The sequence below is a fragment of the Martinezella dioscoreae genome, from assembly GCF_009176305.1.
GTDB classification, from domain to species: domain Bacteria; phylum Pseudomonadota; class Alphaproteobacteria; order Rhizobiales; family Rhizobiaceae; genus Rhizobium; species Rhizobium dioscoreae.
Window position 1 is genome coordinate 112,635 of record NZ_BLAJ01000001.1, and the last position, 24,250, is coordinate 136,884.

Sequence of the window (24,250 nt, forward strand, 5' to 3'; positions counted from 1 at the left end):
GCGGGAGAGGCCTGTTCATCCCAGAGCAGTTCAGTTTTTCACGGAATCTCCGAACCGCTCTATTCACGCAATTCCGGGCGAAAAACCGCTGCACACTTTCCCTGGAATTGCTCTAATCCCTGCGATCCGGACCGTAGCCCGCCAGGAAGACGCGGACGGCGCCGCGCACGACATAGTCGATCTCTTCCTTCGACGGCGGCTGTTCCATGTCGCCGAAGAGCCGCAGCTTGAAATAGCCGCCGCTGGCCATTTCCAGGAAGTGGCGGGCAGCCATGTCGAAGTCGTCGATCTTGAGATGGCCGGCGGCAACCTGCCGCTCGAGGAAGCCGCGCAGCACCGTGCGCAGATTTTCGGGGCCGGTGAAGAAGCGTTGACAGAGCGAGGGCATGCGTTCGCGCACGCCGATGACCGTGCGCATTGCGCTGATGGTCTTATCCGAGGTGACGTGCGTGACGAAGACGATGCCGAAATCATAAAGCGAGGTCGTGACATCCGCTTCGTCTGAAAGGGCATTGCGGACAAGGTTGACGAAATGGGTGCGCTCGCTCTCCATCATGGCGGCGAACAGATCTTCCTTGTTGGCAAAATAGACGTAGAGAGTGCCCTTGGAAACGCCCGCCTCGCGGGTGACATCGTTCATGCTCGCCGCATCGAAGCCCATTTTCATAAAGACACGCTTGGCGCCTTCGAGAATCTGATGACGCTTGGCAGGGTCCTCGCCGGCTGCCCAGCGCCCACCGGAGCCCGGCGCAGGCGCGTTCAATACGGCGGCATTTTGGGATTCGTGTTTCATCGGCTCTTTCACTGTCTCCTTTACGCGATACTCGATCACTTTTTCTGAATCTTAAACAGATTCGCGAAATAAATCGAACCGCTCAGTTCGATATCTCTTGATATGGCGTGAGAAAGGCTCTATGTCAATTGAACCGAACCGTTCGGTTCGATTATTTTGCCAGATTTTCGGTGGTAGGGAAATGTCGTCAAGTCATGGAAACAATGTAGCGCGCATCGTGAACGAGCCCGCTGATGCAGAAGTGGAAGCCCGGGAAACCGGTGCGCCTGCCGAGGCTCCAGCGGCCGAAACGCGCAGCAACCCTGCCCCCGCCCAGGCTGCGCCTGCTGCTCCGGCCCCTGCGGCCCCACCGCCATCGGAGAAAAAGCGGCGCAGCCTGGTTTTTCCGATCATCATCGTCGCGGCTCTCGCAGCCGGTGGCTGGTATGGCTATGACTGGTGGACGAACGGCCGCTTCATGGTCTCCACCGATGACGCCTATATCGGCGGCGACATCGCCACGATATCGCCGAAGGTAACGGGCTATGTCGCCAAGGTAAACGTCGTGGCCAACCAGCAGGTCAAGGCCGGCGACGTGCTCGCAACGCTCGACGACGGCGACTACAAGCTTGCGCTCGGCCAGGCTCAGGCCTCGCTCGACACCGAGCAGCTTTCACTCCATACCATCGATGCACAGATCGCTGCCGGCCAGGCAGCCCTTGCCCAGTCGCAGGCGCAGAAGGTTGCCCTGGAAGCCACGGTCCGCGGCGCCCAGATTACCCAGACGCGCGCTGCTGAACTGCAGTCGAAGTCGGTCGGCACCACGGCCGCTTTGGACAGCGCCAATATCGCGCTGGATCAGGCCAAGGCCAATCTGGTCGGCGGCGACGCCGCCATCGCATCCGCACAGGCCAACATCAACCTGCTGCAGGCCCAGCGCCGCCAGGCCGAAAGCACGATCAAGGGTCTCGAAGCCGCGCGCGACAAGGCTGCCCGCGACCTGTCCTTCACCGTGCTGAAGGCGCCTTATGACGGCATCGTCGGCAATCGCTCGGTGCAGGAAGGCGATCTCGTTTCCCCCGGTCAGAAGCTGATGGCGATCGTACCGACCAAGCAGCTCTATATCGATGCGAATTTCAAGGAAACGCAGATCCAGCATCTGGTTCCCGGCTCCAAGGTCAATGTTCACGTCGATGCCTTCAGCGATCATCCGATCGTCGGCACCGTAGAATCGATCTCGCCGGCCTCCGGCTCAGTCTTCTCGCTGCTGCCTCCGGAAAACGCGACAGGTAACTTCACCAAGATCATCCAACGCGTGCCTGTCCGTATCGCATTGCCACAGGACGCGCTCAATACCGGCCGTCTGCGCGCAGGCCTCAGCGTCGTCGTCGACGTCGATACCCGCACGGCGCCGGACAAGTAAACGATCGAGCTCGGGAGAGACGCGCCATGTCGTCCGCCAGCACTACAGCCGGGTCGTCCCCACGCGCGGCCGGCCCAGCCGCGCCTGCGGCTGACCATATCGAGCCGAGAAAGCTCATCGCCTTTCTGGCGATGGTGCTCGGCATGTTCATGTCGATCCTCGACATTCAGATCGTCTCCGCCTCGCTCAGCGAAATCCAGGCCGGCCTCAGCGCCGGCTCGGATGAAATCGGCTGGGTGCAGACCGCTTATCTGATCGCCGAAGTCATCATGATCCCGCTATCGGGAACGCTGGCGCGCATCATTTCCACGCGCTATCTCTTCGCGATCTCGGCCGCCGGCTTTACCATATCGAGCGCGCTTGCCGCGACCGCCACCAATATCGATCAGATGATCATCTACCGCGCCCTGCAGGGCTTCATCGGCGGCGGCATGATCCCCTCGGTCTTTGCGGCAGCCTTCACCATCTTTCCGCCGTCCAAGCGCAACGTCGTCTCGCCGATCATCGGCCTCATCGCGACGCTTGCGCCGACCATCGGCCCGACCGTCGGCGGCTATCTGTCCAATGCCTTCTCCTGGCACTGGCTGTTCCTGGTCAATATTCCTCCCGGTATCATCGTTGCCATCGTCACCTGGAATTTCATCGACTTCGACAAGCCCGAGCTGTCGCTGATGAAGAAGTTCGACTGGTGGGGCCTGATTTCGATGGGTGTTTTCCTCGGCGCGCTGGAATATGTGCTTGAGGAAGGCAATACGAACGACTGGTTCAACGACAATTACATCGTTGCGGGTGCCATCGCATCCGCTGTCGGCGCCGTGATTTTCTTCTACCGCGCCTTCACGGTCGAATTCCCTGTGGTCGATCTCAGAGCCTTCACGAACAAGAACTTCTCCTTCGGGTCGATGTTCTCCTTCGTCATGGGCATCGGCCTCTATGGCCTGACCTACATCTACCCGCTCTATCTCGCGCGCATTCGCGGCTACGATTCGCTGCAGATCGGCGAGACGATGTTTGTCTCCGGCCTCACCATGTTCTTCACGGCGCCGCTGGCCGGCTTCCTGTCGAGCAAGGTCGATCTGCGCATCCTGATGATCATCGGCTTCACCAGTTTCTCGGCCGGCACCTACATCATGATGCACCTGACGGTGGACTGGGATTTCTGGGAGTTGCTCATCCCGCAAATTCTGCGCGGTTTCGGTCTGATGCTCTGCATGGTGCCGATCAACAATATCGCGCTCGGAACCATGCCGCCCGCCCGTATGCGCGGTGCCTCGGGCCTGTTCAATCTCACGCGTAACCTTGGCGGAGCGGTTGGTCTTGCGATCATCAACACGCTTCTGACGAACCGGCAGGACCAGCATTATTTCAACCTTCGCGACCATGTTCATTGGGGCAGCCATGCGGCTGTTACCCAATTGAACAACATGGCCGCCAGCTTCAATGCAGCGGGCTTGGACGGTGATCAGGCCGCCCTCAAGCAAATGGTCAATATGGCGACGCGGCAGGCGGTCGTGATGTCCTTCGGGGATATTTTCCTGATGCTGACCGTGCTGTTTCTCGCGATGATCCTCGGCGTTCTGATGCTCAGCAAGCCGAATGCGGCGGGCGGTGGTGGCGGAGGCCACTAATCCGGCTCTTGATAATGCTCCCAAGGCATGGCCCCTCCTCGGAGGGGCCTTTTTCATTTGGGGGTCGTTTGGAAAAATTCACCGGCCCGAAATTTTTGATTTACGTACATCAAAAATCGCAGTAAGGGTTTCCGCAGGAGGAACCCATGAGACCGACCGTGCATGACATCGCCGCTGCTGCGGGCGTCAGCCTCGCCACTGTGGACCGAGTCCTCAACCAGCGGCCAGGCGTGCGGCTGGTGACGCGGGAGAAGGTGGAAGCCGCTATCCGGCAGATCGGCTATATCCGCGATGTCGCTGCTGCCAACCTGGCCAAGAGCCGTGTCTATCCTCTTGTTTTCATTGTGCCGACCGGCGATAATTCCTTCATGCATGGGCTGCGATTCGAGGTGCATCAGGCAACCTTGCGGGCCAGCATAGAGCGCACCGATATCCGCATCGTCGAGGTGCCGCCGTTCGATGTGCCGGCGCTGGTTACGGCGCTGAACACTTTGCAGGGGCAGGATATCGCCGGCGTCGCTCTCGTGGCGACCGATGCGCCGGAAGTGCGGACCGCCGTCGACCGTCTCGTGTCGGAGCGTATTCCCGTCATTACGCTGGTCTCGGATCTCACCGATTCCGCCCGCCATCACTATGCGGGAATCGACAATATCGCCGCCGGACGGACAGCCGCGCGGCTGCTCGGGCGCTTCCTGGGCGGTCGTGAAGGCGATCTTACCGTTCTCGCCGGCTCGATGCTGGTGCGCGATCATCGCGAGCGCCTGCAGGGCTTTTCTGCCGTGATGGCAGAGGAGTTTCCCAAGCTGCGGCTGCTGCCTGTGCTGGAAGGACGTGACGATCCCGAACAGGCCCGATCGCTCGTTTCAAAGGCGCTCTCCGCAAATAAGAGCATCATCGGCATCTACAGCCTCGGTGCCGGCAACCGTGGTCTGATTGCGGCCCTGAAAGCCGTGCGGCCCGAGCGTGAGCTGACGGTGGTCGTGCATGAACTGACGCAGCATACCCGGGCGGCGCTGTTGGACGGCACGATCGATGCCGTCCTCAATCAGGATGCCGGCCATGAAGTCCGCAGCGCCATCCGCGTCATGAAGGCAACAGCCGACGGTCAGGCCGTCATTGCCGATCAGGAGCGCATACGGCTCGACATTTTCTTGAAGGATAATCTGCCCTGAGCATTCGAACGCGGCAGAGCATAGGGAGTAATATCTGATGTATTTGGGTCTCGATCTCGGAACCTCCGGCGTCAAAGCGATGCTGATCGACGGCAATCAGAAGATCATCGGCTCCGCCAATGGCGGGCTTGACGTGTCGCGCCCGCATCCCGGCTGGTCCGAGCAGGAGCCGGCCCATTGGATTCGCGCGACGGAAGAAGCAGTTGCGGGGCTGAAGGCTGCGCATCCGAAGGAGCTGGCGGCCGTGCGCGGTATCGGCCTTTCCGGCCAGATGCATGGTGCGACGCTGCTCGATGCCGATGACAAGGTGCTGCGGCCCTGCATCCTCTGGAACGATACCCGTAGCTACCAGGAAGCCGCCGCCCTCGACGCCGATCCACGTTTCCGCGCGCTGACCGGCAATATCGTCTTCCCCGGCTTTACAGCACCGAAGCTCGCCTGGGTCGCCAAGCATGAGCCGGAGATTTTCGCTAGAGTGCGTTGGGTGCTGTTGCCGAAGGATTATCTGCGCCTTTGGCTGACGGGCGAGCACATGTCGGAAATGTCCGACTCCGCCGGCACGTCATGGCTCGATACCGGCAAACGCAAATGGTCGTCCGAGCTGTTGGCGGCGACCAATCTCGATGAGAAGCAGATGCCGACGCTGGTCGAAGGCACTGAGGTCGCCGGCAAGCTGCGTGGCGAGCTGGCCTCGAAATGGGGCATTGCCGGCGATGTCGTCGTTGCCGGCGGGGCAGGCGACAATGCGGCCTCGGCCTGCGGCATGGGTACGGTGAGCCACGGCGCTGCTTTCGTTTCGCTCGGCACGTCTGGCGTGCTCTTTGCCGCCAACGGTTCCTATCTGCCGAAGCCGGAAAGCGCCGTGCATGCGTTCTGCCACGCACTGCCGAATACCTGGCATCAGATGGGCGTCATCCTCTCGGCAACCGATGCACTGAACTGGCATTCGCATGTGACGGGCAAATCCGCTGCCGAACTCACCACAGAGCTTGGTGAGACGCTGAAGGCGCCGACCAGCGTTACTTTCCTTCCCTATCTCTCGGGCGAGCGCACGCCGCACAACGACGCTACCATCCGCGGCGCCTTCATCGGTCTCGGCCATGAAAGCGGCCGCGCCGTGCTGACGCAAGCCGTGCTCGAAGGCGTGTCCTTCGCCATTCGCGACAATCTGGAAGCGCTGCGTTCGGCCGGCACCGACATCGCGCGCGTGACCGCAATCGGCGGCGGCTCGCGTTCGCGCTACTGGCTGGCTTCGATCGCCACTGCGCTCGGCGTACCCGTCGACCTGCCGGCGGACGGCGATTTCGGTGCCGCTTTCGGTGCCGCACGCCTCGGCCTGATTGCGGCGACCGGCGCCGACCCGGTTGCAGTCTGCACCCCGCCGCAGACGGCCGGCACGATCGATCCGGTTGCGTCCCTGACGGATGCTTATGCGGATGCCTACAAGCGCTATCGGGCGGTTTATCCGGCAATCAAGCCGCTGAGCATGGTTTGAGGTCAACCCCCTCACCCTAGCCCTCTCCCCGAGGGGAGAGGGGACGACGGAGCTTACTGCGGTCACCCATACCTTCTCCCCTCGGGGAGAAGGTGGCCCGAAGGGTCGGATGAGGGGCATCAAAGTGACAAAACAATACCGAAACACCAAACCCAAGGAGATGAGACATGAGCACCGGATTTTTTGGTGACATCAGCAAGGTAAAATACGAAGGCCCGGACAGCACCAATCCGCTGGCCTTCCGCTATTACAACAAGGACGAAGTCGTTGCCGGCAAGCGCATGGAAGACCATCTGCGTTTCGCCGTCGCCTACTGGCACACCTTCACCTGGCCGGGCGGCGATCCCTTCGGCGGCCAGACCTTCCTGCGCCCCTGGTTCAACGAGACGATGGAAGCCGCCAAGCTGAAGGCCGATGTCGCCTTCGAATTCTTCACGCTGCTCGGCGCTCCCTATTACTGCTTCCACGATGCCGACGTGCGTCCGGAAGGCAAGAATTTCGCCGAGAACACCAGGAACCTCAACGAGATCGTCGACTACTTCGCCAAGAAGCAGGCCGATACCGGCGTAAAGCTGCTCTGGGGCACGGCAAACCTCTTTTCCAACCGCCGCTTCATGTCGGGCGCTGCGACCAATCCGGATCCGGATGTCTTCGCCTTCTCGGCTGCGACCGTGAAGACCTGCATGGACGCCACGCACAAGCTCAATGGCGAAAACTATGTTCTCTGGGGCGGCCGCGAAGGCTATGAGACGCTGCTCAACACCGACCTGAAGCGCGAAATGGACCAGATGGGTCGTTTCCTCAATCTCGTCGTCGAATACAAGCACAAGATCGGCTTCAAGGGCACGATCCTCATCGAGCCGAAGCCGCAGGAGCCGACCAAGCATCAGTATGACTACGATGTCGCCACGGTCTACGGCTTCCTCAAGAAGTACGGCCTCGAAAACGAGGTGAAGGTCAATATCGAGCAGGGTCATGCGATCCTTGCCGGTCATTCCTTCGAGCACGAACTGGCGCTTGCCAATGCGCTGGGCATCTTCGGCTCCATCGACATGAACCGCAATGACTACCAGTCCGGCTGGGATACCGACCAGTTCCCGAACAACGTTCCGGAAATGACGTTGGCCTATTACCAGGTTCTGGCAGGCGGCGGGTTCAAGACCGGCGGCACGAACTTCGACGCCAAGCTGCGCCGTCAGTCGCTCGACCCGGAAGACCTGCTCATCGGCCACATCGGCGGCATGGATTGCTGCGCCCGCGGCCTGAAGGCTGCTGCCAAGATGATCGAAGACAAGGCGCTCTCCAAGCCGCTCGCCGACCGTTACGCCGGCTGGGATTCGGCCGAAGGCCAGAAGCTGCTGCGCGGCGAATATTCGCTCGACCAGATCGCCCAGTGGGTCGAGACCAAGGACGTCAACCCGCAGCCGAAGTCCGGCAAGCAGGAACTGCTGGAAAACATCGTCAATCGCTACGTTTGATCGGCAGTTTCGGGAGGCGGTGTTTCATTGCCTCCCGATTTGAGCCCGAAGGCGCGGCTGGAAATGGCTATGGGATTCCCTGAGGGATCCTTGGCATTGGCGAAAACATAGCCGTCGGCTGATGCAAGGGTCCGAACTCCAGCCCCTCTTCAGCACACTTAGCGCGGAAAGCTTCGACATGCTCGACGTCGAAGACCAGCTTGACCAGCACCTGTCCCATTTTCTGCGCCTTACCCGCTGGATGGATCATCAGATTGGCGCCGCCATGCCGCGCGAGCAGCTCAACAATCCGATCGCCCTCCAGGCGGAGTGGCTTGAATCCGAAATGCTTCTCGTAAAAGCTGATCGTCGCTTCGACGTCGCGGACATAGAGGGTGATTCTGCCAAGCGACATCGCTGCGACTGCCTAGCGCCGACTGCGCGGCGGAGCTCCGACCGAGTTCCGCACGATCAGATCCGGCCGCAGCAGGATCTCCGTCTCGGCCGGCTCGCCATCCGAAAGCAGTTCCAGCAGAAGCGCCATCGCATGCTTGCCGATGGCGGTGCGGGGTTGCCGGATCGTCGTCAGCGATGGCGTCATGAAGACGGCTTGGGGCACGTCGTCGAAGCCGGTTACCGAAAAATCCTCGGGGATATCGTAGCCGCGTGCCTTCAGGCCGATCATCACGCCGATCGCGGTCTGGTCGTTGACACACATGAAGGCCGTCGGGAGCGTGTCTCGCATGAAAAGCTGCTCGACGGAGAGTCGCCCGCTCTCGATGGTGCCGTCGCCGTCCAAGACGATGCGCAGGTCCTGTCCGATGCCGGCCGCATCCAGTCCGGCCTCGTAACCCATGCGCCGGCGGCTATAGGCGAGGCGGGTGCGGGAATCGCCGATGAAGGCGATCTTGCGATGGCCCTCGGCAATCAGGAGGTCCACGGCCTTGCGCGCGCCGGCAATATCGTCGACGCCGACATAAGGGATGCCGCCGTTGAAGACCGGTTCGAAGACACCGACGCTCGGCGGCAACCGCGCTGTCATCGTCTGATGTCCGAAGGGCAAGATGCCGGTGAAGAGGATCAATCCCGCCGCCTGGTTGGAGTTCAGGAACTTCAGATATTCCAGGCCGCGCTGGGCATCGTTCTGCGTGTGGCCGATCAGGATGCCATAGCCGTGCGAACGCGCCTCGTTTTCCAGACCGATCAAAATATTCGAGAAATTGGGATCGCCGATATCGGGCGCCACGACGAGAATCATGTTCGAGCGGCCGAGTCTCAGGCTGCGCGCCATGGCATTGGTAGTATAACCGGTAACGGCGATAGCCTGATTGACTTTCAGCCGCGTCGAATTGGCGACTTTCTCTGGAGTATGGATGGCCCGCGAAACCGTTGCTATCGAAACATTGGCAATTCGGGCGACGTCTTCGATAGTTGCGGGCGTGGAATTCGACACTGCGCTCTGCCTTGGGGTCTCGTCTCGGGCTGGAGACTACACAGACTTACGTGGAGGTCAAAGGTAACCGCGAAATTTTGTACGATATCCAATGATGTAAACCTTTACACGATGTATGTAAAGGTTTACATAGCGTGGAAAGCGGGTGGGACCGCAGGGAGGATTCAATGAGTTCGGAAGCCGTCGACGGTGCGGTCGTGCTGTCTGCGAGAGGGATTTCCAAGTCCTTTAACGGCGTGCAGGTGCTGTTCAGCGTCAACTTCGATCTTCGGGCCGGCGAAATCCATGCGCTGATGGGCGAAAACGGTGCCGGCAAGTCGACGCTGGTAAAAGTTCTCTCCGGTTTCGAGCAGCCGACCTCGGGCGAAATCCTCCTCGATGGCAAGCCGGTAAAGCTGCCGCCGAACGGCGCCGCGGAGGCGCTCGGCATCGTCATCATCCATCAGGAATTCAATCTTGCGGAACATCTGACCGTCACCGAGAGTCTATTTCTTGGCCGCGAAGTCACGCGCTTCGGCGTGCTCGACCGCAAGCTCATGCGCGCGGAAACGCGGCGCGTGCTCGACCTTCTCGGCTCGCATGTCGATGAGAATGCTATCATCAGCACGCTCTCCATCGCCGACAAGCAGATGGTGGAGATCGCAAAGGCGATCAGCCGCGATGCGCGCATCGTCTTCATGGACGAGCCGACAGCTGTTCTCTCGCGCGAGGAGACCAATTTCCTGTTCAAGCAGGTTCGCAAGCTACGCGACCAGGGAACGAGCTTCGTCTTCGTCTCCCATAAGCTCGATGAGGTCATGGAACTGACGGATCGCGTCACGGTGCTACGCGACGGCCAATGGGTGAAGACATCACCGACCTCGCTGCTCGATGGTGAATCGATCGCCCAGCTAATGGTCGGGCGCGAGCTTTCCAGTCTTTATCCGGCCAAGAACGAGCCGGATGTCGACGAGAAGGTGGTGCTCAGCGTCAGCTCGGTTTCGACGGGTTATGTCCACGATGCGAGCTTCGAGCTGCGCAAGGGTGAGATATTGGGCTTTTCCGGCATGATCGGCTCCGGACGCACGGAGCTGATGGAAGCGATCGTCGGTCTGCGCTCGCGTGTCTCCGGCGAGGTCGTCGCCAACGGCCAAACGGTGCCGCCGCATGATGTGCATGCGGCCATCGATGCCGGGCTTGCCTATATGACGAAGGACCGCAAGTCGAAGGGTCTGCTTCTGAATTCCGGCATGATCGTCAATCTGACCCTGCAGTCGCTCGACCGGCATGGCAAGTTCGGCTATCTGAGCGCCTCCAGCGAGGCCGATGCGCTGGCGCGAGCGCGCCGCCGTTTTGATATACGCGTACGTGACGGCAATATCGTTGCCGGCCGCATGTCCGGCGGCAACCAGCAGAAGCTGCTTCTGGCGAAGATCATGGAGACCGAGCCGCAGATCATCATCATCGACGAGCCGACGCGCGGCATCGATGTGGGTACGAAGCAGCAGATCTATCATTTCATTTCCGCGCTGGCGCGCGACGGTCATTCGATCATTGTGATCTCTTCGGAAATGCCCGAGGTCATCGGGCTTTGCACACGGGTTGCCGTGATGCGGGAGGGCCGGATCGTCGGCGTGCTCGAAGGCGAAGAGATCACCGAGCAGGAAATCATGCGTTATGCGGCGGGCCTGAAGAAAAAGACGGCTGCCTGAAGGGCGGCGGAGCAAGGCGAATTCCCAGCAATCATGGGACGGGAGGTTGGTTTTGGTTATGAGCGTGGGTGAAGACAGCAGCGGCAAGACAGGCCGGCGGGGGCGCTCCTGGCGGGATGTCGATCTTAGGGCCGTGGCGCCGTTTGCAGCCTTGGTGCTGCTTCTGATCGTGGGCGCGCTGGTCAATCCGAACTTCATCGGCATTACCAATCTCACCAATGTTGCGACGAGATGCGCCTTCATCGCCATCATCGCGGTTGGTGCCACCTTCGTCATCTCGGCCGGCGATCTCGATCTGTCTGTCGGCGCGATGGTTGCCTTCGTTGCGAGCCTGATGATCCTCCTGATGAATTCGGGCGCCATCGCCGATCCCGCCCTGATGCTGGTGGCGGCAATATTGTTTTCAGTCGTTGCGGGTGTGCTCTGCGGCCTCGCCAACGGGCTGATCACGACCGTTGGCAAGATCGAGCCTTTCATTGCGACGCTCGGCACCATGGGTGTCTATCGCGGTTTGACGACCTGGCTGTCGCAGGGTGGTGCGATCACCTTGCGTCCGGCCAATCTGCAGGCGCTCTACAAGCCCGCCTATTATGGCACCGTGTTTGGTGTGCCGGTGCCGATCGTGGTCATTCTTGTCGTCACCGGCATTGCGGCCTTCATTCTCTACCGCACCCGCTATGGGCGGCATGTTATCGCCGTCGGTTCCAATCGCGACGTTGCGCGCTATTCCGGCGTGGCGGTCAATCGCGTGCGCACCGTCGCCTTTGTCATCCAAGGCCTGTGCGTGTCGATCGCCGTGCTTCTCTATGTGCCGCGGCTTGGTTCGACGTCGGCGACGACGGGCAGTCTCTGGGAGCTGCAGGCGATCACCGCGGTCGTCGTCGGCGGCACGGCGCTGAAGGGCGGAGCGGGCAGGGTATGGGGCACGATCTGTGGCGCCTTCATCCTGGAGCTCGTCGGCAACATCATGCTGCTTTCCAATTTCATCAGCGAGTATCTGCTGAACGCCATCCAGGGCGCGATCATCATCATCGCCATGCTGGTTCAGCGTTCACTCGCCCGCAAATAGCGAATAGCCGGGTCAGGGGGCGCCCGGTTCTTGGTGACAAGGCCCTGTCTCTATCTGGGAGGAAGAAATATGCGAAAGAGACTCATAGGCTTGGCTGTCGTGATGGCGGCTCTGGCCGGCACGGTCCATGCCGAGGACAAGAAGGTAACGATCGGCGTTTCCATTCCGGCCGCCGACCACGGCTGGACCTCGGGCGTGGTCTTCCATGCCGAGCGCGTCGCCAAGCTCTTGATGGCGGAGCATCCGGGGCTGAACGTCATCGTCAAGACCTCGCCTGACGCGGCGAGCCAGGCAAACGCCGTGCAGGACCTTGAAACACAGGGTATCGATGCGCTCGTCATCCTGCCGTCGGATCCCGATCCGCTCGTCAATGCCATCAAGGAAGTCAAGGACAAGGGCAAGTTCGTGGCGCTCGTCGACCGTGCGCCGAGCAACAACGACAATTCCGTACGTGACCTCTATGTCGCCGGCAACAATCCGGCGCTCGGCCAGGTCGCGGGCGAATACATCAAGGCCAACACGCCGGATGCCCAGGTCGTCGTCATCCGCGGCCTGCCGATCCCGATCGATCAGCAGCGCCAGGACGGCTTCGACAAGGGCATTGCCGGCTCGAACGTCAAGGTTCTTGACCGCCAGTATGGCAACTGGAACCGAGACGACGCCTTCAAGGTCATGCAGGACTACCTCACCAAGTTCCCGAAGATCGACGTCGTCTGGTGCCAGGATGACGACATGGCCGTCGGCGTTCTGCAGGCAATCGAGCAGGCCAAGCGTACCGATATCAAGTATATCATCGCCGGCGCCGGCTCGAAGGACATGATCAAGAAGGTCATGGATGGCGACAAGCTGATCCCGGTCGACGTCCTTTACCCGCCGGCAATGGTCGGCACCGCCATGGAACTGACGGCTGCCAACTTCTACGATCAGGTTCCGGTTCGCGGCAACTACATCCTGGATGCGACGCTCGTCACCAAGGACAATGCCAAGGACTTCTACTTCCCCGATTCACCGTTCTGATCGGTTCCTCGGTTCATCTTCAAGGGCGCCCGCCGGTTTCGGCGGGCGTTTTTTAAGTGTTCCGTCAGCCCCGTTTTGCGGTGGATGGAAATTTTGCGGCACGTACCTCTTGCCGTCTGTGGCGTGCCGTGATTAGGTCGCAGGGCATTCGACTTTCAGCCCGACGACCCTATAGTTTTTGGAGGCTGCGGCACCTCAGCCGCCTCGGATATGGGTCCGAAAGGCATCGGAAACGTTTACAGAACGCGATTAGGGAGGAAATACAGATGAAGACGATCAAGGGACCGGGCCTGTTTCTCGGCCAGTTCGCCGGCGATGCGGCACCGTTCAACTCGTGGGATTCGATCACGAAATGGGCAGCTGACGTCGGCTATATCGGCGTGCAGGTTCCGACCTGGGCAAGCCAGCTCATCGACCTGAAGAAGGCAGCCTCTTCGAAGGATTACTGCGACGAATTCGCCGGCGTCGCCCGCGCCAACGGCGTCGAGGTCACCGAACTTTCCACCCACCTCCAGGGCCAGCTCGTCGCCGTGCATCCGGCCTATGATGAAGCCTTTGATGGTTTTGCCGCTCCGGAAGTGCGGGGCAATCCGAAGGCTCGGCAGGAATGGGCGGTCGAACAGGTGAAGATGGCGCTGACGGCGTCGAAGCATCTCGGCATCAAGGCGCATGCGACCTTCTCCGGTGCGCTCGCCTGGCCCTTCATCTATCCCTGGCCGCAGCGCCCGGCTGGCCTTGTCGAGACCGCTTTCGAGGAGCTTGCCCGCCGCTGGACGCCGATCCTCAACCATGCCGACAAGAACGGCGTCGACGTCTGCTACGAGATCCATCCCGGCGAAGACCTGCATGACGGCATCACCTTCGAGATGTTCCTGGAGCGCGTGAAAAACCATCCGCGCGCCAACATGCTCTACGATCCCTCGCACTACGTCCTGCAGTGCCTCGATTATCTCGAGAACATCGACATCTACAAGGACCGCATCAAGATGTTCCACGTCAAGGATGCGGAGTTCAATCCGACAGGACGCCAGGGTGTCTATGGCGGCTATCAGGGCTGGGTCGAGCGCGCAGGCCGTTTCCGCTCGCTGGGTGACGGCCAGGTCGATTTCGGCGCCGTCTTCTCCAAGATGACCGCCAATAATTTCGACGGCTGGGCCGTGGTCGAATGGGAATGCGCGCTGAAGCATCCCGAAGACGGCGCCCGCGAAGGCTCCGAATTCGTCAAGGCGCACATCATCCGCGTCACGGAAAAGGCCTTCGATGACTTCGCCGGCAGTGGCACGGACCAGGCGGCGAACCGGCGCATGCTGGGGCTGTCGTAATTTCTCTTCTCCCCAACGGGGAGAGAATGCTGCCCAGGCCGCCTCTTCCTTCGAGGCTTCACTCCTTCGCAGAGCTCAGGAGGCTCCGCACCTCAGGATGAGGGCGGAGCGAGCTCTCGCGAAACTCCACTAGAGCCATCTTAGGCATCGCTAGTTGGAAGGATGTGATGCTGGCGCGGTAGACCAGCCTCACCCTGAGGTGGCCTGCAAGGCCCTCGAAGGGCGAGGCGGGTGGCTTGGAACGACAGGCATCCAAAATGCGAATTTTAGTTCATTTAGGAGGACAAAATGGCAATCGAAGGATCATCGGAACAGACGCGGGAGCCGCGCATCCGGCTCGGCATGGTGGGCGGCGGCGCCGGCGCTTTCATCGGCGCAGTGCATCGTATCGCCGCGCGCATTGACGACCAGTTCGACCTCGTCGCCGGCGCGCTCTCGTCTTCGCCGGAAAAGGCTCAGGCATCCGGCCGCGATCTCGGTCTCGATCCCTCGCGCACCTATTCCAGCTACCGTGACATGGCGATCCGCGAAGCGAAGCTGAAGAACGGCATCGAGGCGGTTTCGATCGTCACGCCGAACCATGTCCATTATGACGCCGCCAAGGAATTCCTGCGGCGCGGCATCCATGTCATCTGCGACAAGCCGCTGACATCCAATCTTGCCGACGCCAAGAAGCTCAAGAAGGTGGCCGACGAGAGTGGAGCGCTCTTCATCCTCACGCATAATTACACCGGCTATCCGATGATCCGCCAGGCGCGCGAGATGATCGCCAATGGCGAGCTTGGTGATATCCGCGTTGTGCAGGCGGAATATCCGCAGGATTGGCTGACGGAAAATATCGAGCAGTCCGGCCAGAAGCAGGCGGCCTGGCGTACCGACCCGGCCCAGTCGGGCGTCGGCGGCTCCACCGGCGATATCGGCACGCATGCCTATAATCTCGCTTCCTTCGTGACTGGTCTCGAGCTCGACAGTCTTGCCGCCGATCTCGACAGCTTCGTTGAAGGACGTCGCCTCGATGATAACGGCCATGTGCTGCTGCGCTTCAAGGCGAAGGGCAAGGAAAAGCCGGCAAAGGGCATGCTGTGGTGCAGCCAGGTGGCGCCCGGCCATGAGAATGGGTTGAAGCTCCGCGTTTACGGCACCAAGGGCGGCATCGAGTGGACGCAGGCCGATCCGAACTATCTTTGGTACACGCCGTTTGGCGAGCCGAAGCGGCTGATCACCCGCAACGGTGCCGGCTCCGGCGCTGCAGCCGCGCGCGTCTCGCGCATACCCTCGGGCCATCCGGAAGGCTATTTGGAAGCTTTCGCGACAATCTATACCGAGGCTGCGCGTGCCATCAACGCCCGTAAGAAGGGCGTGGCCATCGATCCTGCCGTGATCTATCCGACCGTCGATGACGGTGTGAAAGGTGTGGCTTTCGTCGAAGCCTGCGTCGCGTCCTCGAAGCGCAATGGCGCCTGGGTCAAGCTCTAGGTTTGGGGAGGTTCGAGGCGGTTTTGCCGCCTCGAACCTGCTTATTCAGACGGCGATGTCCTGCCTGCGCTTGGTCAGCGCGTCGACACTCAGCGGGCCACCGCCGGCGCTGGCGAGAAACAGGAAGATGAAGCAGAAGAGGATAGCAGATGTGCCGCCGTTCTGGGCGGGATAGAAGCTCTGCGGCGCATGACGCAGGAAATAGGCAAAGGCCATCAGGCCTGACAGAATGAACGCTGCAATCCGCGTCTTGAAGCCGATCAGGGCGAGGAAGCCGAGAGTGAGTTCGAGTAGGCCGGCGATCCAGGACAGCGATCCGACAGCGGGCACATTTTCGGCCGCCGGGAAATGCAGCACCTTCTGCGTTCCATAGCTGAAGAGCACGAGCGAGGCGACAATGCGCAGGAGACTCAGCAGATGAGGGTGGAGGGCGTGGATCGCAGGGAGCATTTGTGTCCTTTCACTGTCAAGTTTGGCTGCTACCCTCAATTGATCCCAAGCCGAAAGACAAGTCACGACTGTTGACATTGCTGTTATCAAGCCGTGCGAAGAGTGTTGCTGCTGCCGGTGAAGTTTTTTCAGGCGCCTTTCGCCGGCCTGGTTTGTCGGCGCCTGCAACGTTGCAGTTTTCCCGTGCCGGCACTGTACTTTGTCATGCCGCTTGGCTAAACCGCAGCCAACGAAGCCATAACAGACGGGATTTTCACCATGATCGATCCGAAGCTTCTTGCCGATCGCTTCCCCGGCGATTTCACATTCGGTGTTGCCACCGCCGCCTTCCAGATCGAGGGTGCCACCAAGGCCGACGGCCGCAAGCCATCCATCTGGGATGCTTTCGCCAACATGCCGGGCCGCGTCTATCAGCGCAATAATGGCGACATCGCCTGCGACCACTATAACCGTCTGGAGCAGGATCTCGATCTGATCAAGGACATGGGGGTCGAGGCTTATCGCTTCTCGATCGCCTGGCCGCGTATCATCCCCGAAGGCACCGGCCCGGTGAACGAAGCCGGCCTCGATTTCTATGATCGCCTGGTGGATGGCTGCAAGGCGCGCGGCATCAAGACTTTCGCGACCCTCTACCATTGGGATCTGCCGCTGGCGCTTGCCGGCGATGGCGGCTGGACGGCGCGCTCGACGGCGCATGCCTTCCAGCGCTACACCAAGACCGTCATGGCCCGCCTCGGCGACCGCCTGGATTCTGTCGCCACCTTCAACGAGCCTTGGTGTATCGTTTGGCTGAGCCACCTCTATGGCGTCCATGCGCCCGGCGAGCGCAATATGCAGGCGGCGCTCTATGCGATGCACTATATGAACCTTGCCCACGGCCTTGGCGTCGAGGCGATCCGCTCCGTCGCGCCGAAGGTGTCTGTCGGCATCGTGCTGAACGCCGCTTCGATCCTGCCGGGCTCCGACACCCCCGAGGATTTGGCCGCGGTAGAACGCGCGCATCAGTTCCACAATGGCGCTTTCTTCGATCCAATCTTCAAGGGCGAATATCCGAAGGAATTCGTCGAGGCGCTCGGCGATCGCATGCCTGTCATCGAGGAGGGTGATCTCAAGACCATCAACCAGAAGCTCGATTGGTGGGGCCTGAACTACTATATGCCGATGCGCGTCTCCGACGACGCCTCCAGGAGCGGTGATTTCCCCGGGACGAAGGAAGCGCCGCCAGCAAGCGACGTGAAAACCGATATCGGCTGGGAAATCTATGCACCGGGCCTGAAGCACGTCGTCGAGGATCTCAACAAGCGCTACGAGCTGCCGGAGTGCTACATCACCGAAAACGGTGCCTGCTACAACATGGGCGTCGTCAACGGCGAGGTCGATGACCAGCCGCGCCTCGATTATTATATCGAGCATCTGGGTGTCGTCGCCGATCTCATCAAGGATGGGTATCCGATGCGCGGCTACTTCGCCTGGAGCCTGATGGACAATTTCGAATGGGCTGAGGGATATCGCATGCGCTTCGGCCTCGTGCATGTCGATTACGAGACCCAGATGCGCACCATCAAGAAGAGCGGCAAGTGGTACAGGGAGCTTGCCTCGCAGTTTCCGAGGGGTAACCACAAGGCGGTCTGATGTTGTCCTGGCTCTCCCTCAAGGGGAGGGTGGCTATCGCTCGAATCGGCGAGGCCTGATAGACATCGCGCATGATCCAGCGGCCGATTTTTCTTTATGCGCTTTGCGGCAGCCTGCGGCAGGCTTCGGCCAGCCGCAGGCTGCTGGAGGCGCTGCGGTTCGCGTGCCCCGAAGGCATCACCATTGCGATTTGTGATCTGATCGGTGAATTGCCGATCTTCAATCCGGATAATGAGGGTGAGCGAACACCTGTTATCGTCGAGAGATTGGCGGCGGAGATCGGTAAGGCAGATGGTTTGATCGTGTCGTGCCCGGAATATGCCCACGGCATACCCGGCGGCTTGAAGAACGCGCTGGACTGGCTGGTGTCGCGCCACGAGGTGCCGTTCAAGCCGCTGATGTTTGCTCACGCATCGCATCGTGGCGATCTCGTCTTGGCACAGCTCACCGATGTCTTGCAGACCATGTCGCTGCATATTGTTGAAGACGCTTTCTTGCGCCTGCCGGTTGCAGGCAAGAGCGATGAGATGCAGGCCGCGATGCTGCTGGAGGCCCGAGAAAGCGGCCTTTTATCCGCAAGTCTAAGCCGTTTCGCGCGTGCGATTGCCACTAAGGCATGAATTCTTCCGGTTTCGGCAGATATACAACTCTTTCCTGTAGGAATCTCCAATTCGCCTTAACCGTTTATTGAAGACCTGACGGCAGACTTCTCCGCCAAGGAGAAAAGGTGTTGGGAGCAATTTCCAAGTCCCTGCAGAAAAATGCACAGATCGGTCGTCATTCCATTGTGACGGCCGTTTTGATTTGCTTCGCCCTGATCGTTGCCGTCGTGACCTTGATGGTTCTTACCGCTATCGGACGCGTTGCCGATTATTCCAACAAGCTGGACGACGAGCGCTCCTGGGAAACGACCGTCGGGGCATTGAAAACCTTTCAGGGACAGCTGGAAGCGACACTGCATGACCATTCCGCCCGCAACGATGCGGCGCGAAATGTCTATGGGACCGATAATCAAAATTGGATCGTCGGCAATTATGGCGACATCTCCTCCAACGGCGCGTTGTTCGATACTGCCATCATCGTGGACGACAACAACAAGCCGATTGTTGCTTACCACGATGGCCAGCCATTGACCGAGAATATCGAGGATGTCCTCGGTGCGGCCGTCTGGGCGCTCGTCGATCAGGCGCGAACAACGCGTGTGACTGGGGTACCGGAAGCTGCGGGCTACATCATGACCAGAGATGGTATCGCCGCCGCCGGGGCCGCGACGATCCGCGAAAGATCCGGTCGCATTCCGGTGGCAGAAGGTCATCGGCGCTATCTGATCCTCGTCCGTTACCTTGACGCCGACCGGATCAAGATGCTCGCCAACACCTATGTCATCAGCGGTTTGACGCTGGTGCCGCCGGATACCGTCGCCCGATATGCCGTCTCCATCGTCGATCCGCTCGGCAAGTCGCTGGGACGGTTGGTGTGGAGCTCGCGCCAGCCGGGGGATATGAGCTATCAGCAGGTCCGCCCATTGGTGCTCGGCGCGCTTGGTCTGGTGGGTCTGTTCTTCGTCGTGCTGCTAATCCTGGGATCGATGGCGGGGCGCCGGCTGCGGGCGGAGGAAGTTCAGGCACGGCAGGTCTCGCTTCGCGACCGGCTGAGCGGGCTCCTCAATCGTGAGGGATTGCGGCTCGATGTGGATCGTCTGGTCGATCGGGCGCGCTCCGACGGCACCAACGTCCTGCTTCTCTACCTAGATCTCGATGGTTTCAAGGAAATCAACGACGCCTACGGGCATGGCACCGGCGATCAGCTCATCCGCGCGGTAGCCGCTGGGCTCAAGGTTCTCGTGCCACCGCAGGCGGCCTTGGCGCGCCTTGGAGGCGATGAATTCGCCATCGCCTTCCCGACGAAGGAGCTTAATGACGCCCCAGCTTTGCGGTTGGCTGAGCAAATCCTGGATTTCCTTGCCGAGCCTCTGGAGATCGGCCGCCGGGTGGTCGTGGTCGGCGCCAGCATCGGCATCGCAAGCTCGCCCGAAGGCCGCATCGACCGTGAGGAACTGGTGCGACGCGCCGATCTTGCCATGTACAAGGCCAAGGAAGCCGGCCGCGCCCGCATGACCTGCTACGAGACAGCCATGGATGCGCATCGCGAGGAACGCAATGCGCTGGAGCTCGATCTGCGTCGCGCGATCGAGATGGAGGAACTGACGCTCGCCTACCAGCCTCTGGTTGATGCCTCGAGCTGCGAGATGATCGGGGTCGAAGCGCTGGTGCGTTGGAACCGTCCCGGACATGGACCGATTTCGCCGGAGGCCTTCATTCCGATTGCCGAAACCAGCGGCCTGATCGAGGCATTGGGCCTGCTGGTTCTCCGTAAGGCCTGCCAAGCGGCACGGCACTGGCCGGATCTGCGTGTTGCCGTCAACGTTTCGCCGGGCCAGTTCCGCAATCCCGCCTTCGCCGATTACGTCCGCAGCGTGCTCAACAGTACCGAAATCGAAGCCGAGCGCGTGACGCTGGAAATCACCGAAGGCTATATCATTCAAAATCCGGAGCGTACCCGTCAGTCGATCGAGCGGTTGAAGAGGCTCGGCGTCAAGGTGGCACTCGATGACTTCGGGTCGGGCTTCTCCTCCATCGGCTATCTGCGCCAGTTCGGTTTCGACCGCATCAAGATCGATCGCTCGCTGACGATGAATGTGCTGGAGGACAACCGCGCCCGCGAGATGGTGAAGGCGACCGTGGCACTGGCACGGTCACTCGACATTCCCGTCACGGCCGAAGGTATAGAAACCGAGGAGCAGGGAAGGGCGCTGGAGGGCTTTGGCTGCGACGAGCTGCAGGGCTATTTCTATGGCAAGCCGATGCCGGAAGCCGAGATCAGCAAGCGGCTTGCGGTACAGATGGCAACCGCACTGGATGAAGAACACGCCGCCGCCTGATATGCCTGGAGCATCCGCGCATTCCTGAGGGAGGCCGCAGTGCAGTTCTTCCGAAAATGCCTTTAGCCGATATGCTCGCGACCACGCTTGCGGGCGAGCGCGATCTGCCGCTGCCTTTCGCGATAGCGCTCGCGGTCTTCTTCAGTGCGTTCGTGATAGCAGTGGCTGCAGGAAACGCCAGCCTCGTAAAAGGGTGAGGTCACTTCCTCTGATGTAATGGGATTGCGGCAGGCGTGGCAGAGCTTGTGATTGCCTTCCTTCAGGCCGTGTTCGACTGAGACACGCTCGTCAAAGACGAAGCAGGCGCCTTCCCACAGGCTCTCCTCCGGCGGCACTTCCTCGAGATATTTCAGAATGCCGCCCTTGAGATGATAGACCTCGTCGAAGCCTTGCTGCTTCATGAAGGCGGTCGCCTTCTCGCAGCGGATGCCGCCGGTGCAGTACATGGCGATCTTCGGCTTGTTGTGCAGGCCGGTATTGTCGCGCACCCAATCGGGAAATTCGCGGAAAGTCTTCGTCTTCGGATCGACCGCGCCCTTGAAGACGCCGATGGCGGTCTCATAGTCGTTGCGGGTGTCGATGACGATGGTGTCGGGGTCGGAGATCAGTGCATTCCAATCCTTCGGCGCGACATAGGTGCCGACGACCTTGGTCGGGTCGATGTCCTCGACGCCCATGGTGACGATCTCTTTCTTGAGCTTCACCTTCATGCGCACGAACGGCATTTTTGACGCGCGGCTTTCCTTGTGTTCGAGCCCGGCAAATTCCGGCTGGGCGCGCAGGAAGGCGAGCACGGCGCCGATAGCGGCATCCGTGCCGGCGATCGTGCCGTTGATCCCTTCATGGGCCAGCAGCAGCGTGCCCTTCACGCCATTTTCCTCGCAGAGCGCAAGCAGTGGCTCGCGCAGGCTTTCGAAGCGCGGAAAGGAAACAAAATGATAGAGCGCGGCAACGAGGAATGCGCCGATCGCGTCGCGCCGTGGATCTGAAAGCATGTCGGTCATGCCGGTGAAATACAATTTTGCGGGCTTTCAGGCAATCGGGATTTGCGTCGCAGCCCGCGCCCTTGCGATCCCGCCTCTGTTGGTGCGGCGAAAGATGTGGGTTGTGCTAGCCGACGAGCTGAGATGTCCAGCGCCATACGACTTGAAAGGAAGGCATTTCGAAATGCGGCTTATCGTGCAGCTGGCGCATCATCCTTGATGTCGTCGGCAAACCTGCGCATGAGCCGCACAAGGTCCTCGATATCCTGGTCATCCCATTTGGCGAAAATGGATCGGGCGATCCTCTCGCGCGCCTCATCGATGCGATCGGTCATCGCCTTGCCCTGTTCGGTGATGACGGCCTCGCGCAGGCGTCGGTCGATCGCGTTCTCCCGCCGGCTGATCAGTCCAAGCCCCTCCATCTTCGCAACCTGACGGCTGACGGTGGTGTAGTCGCGCCCGACGCGATCGGCCAGTTCGACGACGCCGATGGGGCCGAGCCGCTCCACCAAAACCAACAGGGAAAACAGTGCGCGGTCGAGGGAGATGCCCGCCTCCTTAATCATCGCCTCATCACGCTGGGGCCGGTTCATGACGCCGACAATTTCGACCAGCGCGCTATGGAGTTCGCGTAGCTGAGCGCTGATATGTGTATTTTGCAAGCTTCTCGTTGACACCGGGCCGCCCTTCTTTTAATATGTGCATATTACACATATGGAGATGCAAATGACAGAGCAATTTACAGCCGATGTGCTGATTTGTGGTGCGGGCGCGGCCGGCCTCGCGCTGGCCATCGATTTGGCAAGGAGAGGAATTTCCTTCCGACTGATCGAAAAGATGGACGGGCCTTTCCGTGGTTCGCGCGGCAAGGGCATCCAGCCGCGAACCCAGGAAATCTTCGAGGATCTCGGCATTCTCGACCGGGTCGTTGCGGCCGGCGGCATCTATCCGCCCGTACGGCGATATCGCGACGACGGCAGTTTTACCGAGTCCGACATCGCCGAACATCAGGACCCGACACCGGCAGAACCGTACCATCTGCCGCTGATGATACCGCAATTCCTGACCGAAAAGGTGATGCGCGAGAGGTTGCTTGAGCTTGGCCATACGCCGCAATTCGGCTGCGAACTGGTTGGTTTCGAGCAAGACCCGAGTGGCGTGACAGCGCGCCTAGCGGGCAAGGCTGAAGAGGAAATTCTTCGGGTGCGCTGGCTCGTAGGCGCCGATGGCGGCCGCAGTTTCGTTCGCCACGCCCTTGGTATCGACTTTCCCGGCAAGACCCTCGGCGTTCGCGCCATCGTGGCCGATGTCATTTTGACCGGTCTCACGCGCGATGCCTGGCATCGCTTCAACGACGGCGACATGTCGCGGCAGATCATGTTCTGCCCGCTTGCCGGGACCGAGATGTTTCAGATACAGGGGCCGATCCCTCTCGACGGTGATATCGACCTCTCTGCCAAAGGGCTGGAAGCCATGGTGGCGGAGCGGACCAGGCGCGACGATATCCATATCCAATCCGTGTCGTGGTCGTCGGCCTACACCATGAATGCGCGACTTGCCGATCGATACCGTGTTGGCCGCGTGTTTCTCATCGGTGATGCCGCCCACATTCATCCGCCGACTGGTGGTCAGGGCTTCAATACCAGCGTGCAGGATGCCTATAATCTCGGATGGAAGCTGGCAGCGGCCGCCAATGGAGCCGACGACAAGCTGCTCGACAGCTATGAAGAGGAGCGTCAGCCCATCGCGGCTGCGATGCTCGGTCTGGCAACAAGGCTTCTCGATGCTCAGAAACAGGGCGACATGCGGCGCGGTCGCGAGGTGCGCCAACTCGATATAGGTTATCCTTCGTCTTCGCTTGCGCTCGAAACGCTTGGACGCAGCGGCCGCCTGTCTGCTGGCGATAGAGCCCCGGATGCGCCGATCCGTGGCGCCGCCGGCCAGCCGAAACGGCTGTTCGATCTGTTCCGAGGCCCGCATTGGACATTGCTCGGCTATGAGGTGCAGCCGGGATCGGTGCAGCCGCGCGCAGGGCTGCATATTCATACTTTCGGCCAGTCAGGCGACATGGTCGACGCCGGGGGGCATCTGCGCGACATCTACGCCCTATCCCCCGGAGAATGGGTGCTCGTGCGGCCGGACGGATATATTGGCGCGATCGCTGCCGCCGACGACATTGCGATGCTGGAAGGCTATTTCGCGCAAGTGGGGCTTGGTTCGGCGGATGCGTAGAGCGCCTAAAGCAACGCTAGGTCATGCCGATTGAACT

19 protein-coding genes and 1 pseudogene are annotated in these 24,250 nt (G+C 60.6%); 14 read left to right on the forward strand and 6 right to left on the reverse strand.

Features of this window, described 5'->3' with window-relative positions:
• Positions 1–112: 112 nt before the first annotated feature.
• Complete coding sequence (locus GDN47_RS00575) at positions 113–793, reverse strand: TetR/AcrR family transcriptional regulator (RefSeq protein ID WP_113354877.1); 681 nt, start codon at positions 791–793, stop codon at positions 113–115.
• 181 nt (positions 794–974) lie between these two features.
• Between GDN47_RS00575 and GDN47_RS00580 the strand changes: the two genes are divergently transcribed.
• From GDN47_RS00580 to xylA, 5 genes are all read left to right on the forward strand, one after another.
• The gene (locus tag GDN47_RS00580) at positions 975–2,195 is read left to right on the forward strand and encodes an HlyD family secretion protein (protein ID WP_113330562.1); all 1,221 of its coding nucleotides are present in this window, start codon (positions 975–977) and stop codon (positions 2,193–2,195) included.
• A gap of 26 nt (positions 2,196–2,221) precedes the next feature.
• Positions 2,222–3,823 carry a DHA2 family efflux MFS transporter permease subunit gene (locus GDN47_RS00585; RefSeq protein ID WP_113354880.1) on the forward strand — a complete coding sequence of 534 codons (1,602 nt, stop codon included), beginning with the start codon at positions 2,222–2,224 and terminating at the stop codon, positions 3,821–3,823.
• Between the two features lie 146 nt (positions 3,824–3,969).
• On the forward strand, positions 3,970–4,995 hold the full coding sequence (locus tag GDN47_RS00590; protein WP_145631844.1) for a LacI family DNA-binding transcriptional regulator: 1,026 nt from the start codon (positions 3,970–3,972) through the stop codon (positions 4,993–4,995).
• 37 nt (positions 4,996–5,032) lie between these two features.
• Complete coding sequence (xylB, locus tag GDN47_RS00595) at positions 5,033–6,490, forward strand: xylulokinase (protein WP_113330559.1); 1,458 nt, start codon at positions 5,033–5,035, stop codon at positions 6,488–6,490.
• A gap of 167 nt (positions 6,491–6,657) precedes the next feature.
• Positions 6,658–7,968 (forward strand): xylose isomerase, encoded by a 1,311-nt coding sequence (gene xylA, locus GDN47_RS00600; RefSeq protein WP_113354892.1) that lies wholly within the window; start codon positions 6,658–6,660, stop codon positions 7,966–7,968.
• Here the strand turns inward: xylA and GDN47_RS00605 are convergent.
• A pseudogene (locus GDN47_RS00605) lies at positions 7,959–8,362 on the reverse strand (VOC family protein). The gene xylA and the pseudogene GDN47_RS00605 overlap by 10 nt on opposite strands.
• Positions 8,363–8,374: 12 nt before the next feature.
• Positions 8,375–9,400 carry a LacI family DNA-binding transcriptional regulator gene (locus tag GDN47_RS00610; protein WP_113354899.1) on the reverse strand — a complete coding sequence of 342 codons (1,026 nt, stop codon included), beginning with the start codon at positions 9,398–9,400 and terminating at the stop codon, positions 8,375–8,377.
• A gap of 167 nt (positions 9,401–9,567) precedes the next feature.
• On the opposite strand from GDN47_RS00610, the gene GDN47_RS00615 reads away from it, so the two are divergent.
• The 5 genes from GDN47_RS00615 to GDN47_RS00635 all read left to right on the forward strand — a co-directional run bounded on the left by GDN47_RS00615 (position 9,568) and on the right by GDN47_RS00635 (position 15,975).
• Positions 9,568–11,091, forward strand: a complete 1,524-nt coding sequence (locus tag GDN47_RS00615) for a sugar ABC transporter ATP-binding protein (protein ID WP_113354902.1) — start codon at positions 9,568–9,570, stop codon at positions 11,089–11,091.
• Positions 11,092–11,149: 58 nt separating this feature from the next.
• The gene (locus GDN47_RS00620; RefSeq protein WP_145631847.1) at positions 11,150–12,160 is read left to right on the forward strand and encodes an ABC transporter permease; all 1,011 of its coding nucleotides are present in this window, start codon (positions 11,150–11,152) and stop codon (positions 12,158–12,160) included.
• 69 nt (positions 12,161–12,229) lie between these two features.
• Positions 12,230–13,177 (forward strand): substrate-binding domain-containing protein, encoded by a 948-nt coding sequence (locus tag GDN47_RS00625; RefSeq protein ID WP_069616012.1) that lies wholly within the window; start codon positions 12,230–12,232, stop codon positions 13,175–13,177.
• Between the two features lie 266 nt (positions 13,178–13,443).
• Complete coding sequence (locus GDN47_RS00630) at positions 13,444–14,499, forward strand: sugar phosphate isomerase/epimerase family protein (protein WP_152092500.1); 1,056 nt, start codon at positions 13,444–13,446, stop codon at positions 14,497–14,499.
• A gap of 288 nt (positions 14,500–14,787) precedes the next feature.
• Positions 14,788–15,975 (forward strand): Gfo/Idh/MocA family protein, encoded by a 1,188-nt coding sequence (locus tag GDN47_RS00635; RefSeq protein ID WP_113354915.1) that lies wholly within the window; start codon positions 14,788–14,790, stop codon positions 15,973–15,975.
• Positions 15,976–16,020: 45 nt separating this feature from the next.
• Here the strand turns inward: GDN47_RS00635 and GDN47_RS00640 are convergent, their stop codons facing one another.
• A complete protein-coding gene (locus tag GDN47_RS00640; protein WP_113420185.1) occupies positions 16,021–16,425 on the reverse strand; it encodes a DoxX family protein in 405 nt (134 codons plus the stop codon).
• A 258-nt stretch (positions 16,426–16,683) separates the two neighbouring features.
• Between GDN47_RS00640 and GDN47_RS00645 the strand changes: the two genes are divergently transcribed.
• From GDN47_RS00645 to GDN47_RS00655, 3 genes are all read left to right on the forward strand, one after another.
• Positions 16,684–18,057 carry a GH1 family beta-glucosidase gene (locus GDN47_RS00645; RefSeq protein WP_145631851.1) on the forward strand — a complete coding sequence of 458 codons (1,374 nt, stop codon included), beginning with the start codon at positions 16,684–16,686 and terminating at the stop codon, positions 18,055–18,057.
• Positions 18,058–18,128: 71 nt separating this feature from the next.
• Positions 18,129–18,677, forward strand: a complete 549-nt coding sequence (locus tag GDN47_RS00650) for an NADPH-dependent FMN reductase (RefSeq protein WP_173002424.1) — start codon at positions 18,129–18,131, stop codon at positions 18,675–18,677.
• A 110-nt stretch (positions 18,678–18,787) separates the two neighbouring features.
• Positions 18,788–20,998: a putative bifunctional diguanylate cyclase/phosphodiesterase gene (locus tag GDN47_RS00655; RefSeq protein ID WP_145631853.1), complete on the forward strand. Its 2,211-nt coding sequence runs from the start codon at positions 18,788–18,790 to the stop codon at positions 20,996–20,998.
• A 62-nt stretch (positions 20,999–21,060) separates the two neighbouring features.
• Here the strand turns inward: GDN47_RS00655 and trhO are convergent, their stop codons facing one another.
• Positions 21,061–22,002: an oxygen-dependent tRNA uridine(34) hydroxylase TrhO gene (gene trhO / locus GDN47_RS00660; protein ID WP_113330586.1), complete on the reverse strand. Its 942-nt coding sequence runs from the start codon at positions 22,000–22,002 to the stop codon at positions 21,061–21,063.
• Between the two features lie 170 nt (positions 22,003–22,172).
• Positions 22,173–22,658 (reverse strand): MarR family winged helix-turn-helix transcriptional regulator, encoded by a 486-nt coding sequence (locus GDN47_RS00665; protein WP_152092501.1) that lies wholly within the window; start codon positions 22,656–22,658, stop codon positions 22,173–22,175.
• A 49-nt stretch (positions 22,659–22,707) separates the two neighbouring features.
• On the opposite strand from GDN47_RS00665, the gene GDN47_RS00670 reads away from it, so the two are divergent.
• A complete protein-coding gene (locus GDN47_RS00670) occupies positions 22,708–24,213 on the forward strand; it encodes an FAD-dependent oxidoreductase (protein WP_145631855.1) in 1,506 nt (501 codons plus the stop codon).
• The last annotated feature ends 37 nt before the right edge of the window (positions 24,214–24,250 follow it).